The organism is Deltaproteobacteria bacterium (assembly GCA_009930495.1).
Taxonomy (GTDB): Bacteria; Desulfobacterota; Desulfovibrionia; order Desulfovibrionales; family Desulfomicrobiaceae; genus Desulfomicrobium.
Genome location: RZYB01000454.1, coordinates 1 through 1,122, shown reverse-complemented (window position 1 = coordinate 1,122; position 1,122 = coordinate 1). Strand labels below are relative to the sequence as shown.

Here is a 1,122-nt window from a genome sequence, read left to right as displayed (position 1 = left end):
CTGCGGCTCTCCGGCCCGGCCATACCACGCGTCGTTCACGGCAAACGCCCGGGTGACATACTCTTCATCCAAGAGGTTGCGGCCGTACAGGTAGACTTCGTACCCTTCGCCCTCATAGCCGACCTTGGCGCTCAGCACGCCATAGTCGTCCTGCTCCCGGGTGTTGGCCGGGTCAAAGGCGATGGCCCCGAAGCGGGCGTAGTGCATGTTGGTGAACAGGCCGGTACCTGGCAGTCGGTAGGTCAGCCCCAGGTTCAGGGTGTATTCGGGTGAGTCGATGAAGCGATTGTCGTCGTAGACGTTCTCGCCGCTGGTGTATTCTTCATAGCGTGCGTCGGTGTAAGCGCCACCCATAAGAAGTTCCAGGCCCTGCAGCGGTCGGGCGAGCACCTCCAGCTCGACGCCCTGGCTGGTGGCCTCGCCGGCGTTTTCAATGTAGGTCGAGGTGCCGCCGGCCGTGGGCACTTCCACCTGCACGTCGGTCCAATCGATGTGGAACAGGGCGAGGTTGGCCTGGAGTCGGTTGTCGAACCAGTTGGTTTTGACCCCGATTTCGTAGTTCCACGTGAATTCGGGCTCATAGGGGCGGCCCAGATTGTCGATGGTGTTGAATCCGCCGCTTTTGAATCCGCGTGAAACGCTGGCGTAGGGCATGATTCCCTCCGTCAGGGCGTAGCTCAGGGCCGCCTTGGGCAGCCACGCTTCAAAGGTGTCGTCCTGTGAGCCGCTTTGATCGGCATAGCCCATCATGCCCAGCACCGGACCGCCCGGAGTCTGGCGGTAGTTGAAATCCTTTTGCTCCAGGTCGTAGCGCAGACCAAGGGTCAGCTTGAGACGCTCGAAAAAGAGGTAGGAGGCCTCGCCGAACAGGGCGAAGCCGTTGGTCGTGGTGGTGTTTTTCAGTCCCAGAGTCTCGCCGGGCATACCCATGCCCATATTCATGAAATTCATCCAGGTATCGGCCTGGCCGTCACGTTCCTCGTGCAGCAGAAACGCGCCGCCGATCCATTGCAGGGGGCTGTCGTCGGTGGAATGCAGACGCAGTTCCTGGGAAACGCCGCGCGTTTCGGACCCGATGCTCATGGCCATCAGGTCGATGGGCGTGAAATCGATGTCGTTGGC

The 1,122-nt window shown here is 61.1% G+C and carries 1 protein-coding gene; it reads right to left on the bottom strand.

Translation table 11 applies throughout. The features are described 5' to 3' along the window. A partial coding sequence (locus tag EOL86_15415; GenBank protein ID NCD26958.1) for a TonB-dependent receptor occupies positions 1 to 1,122 on the bottom strand: 1,122 nt, incomplete at both ends.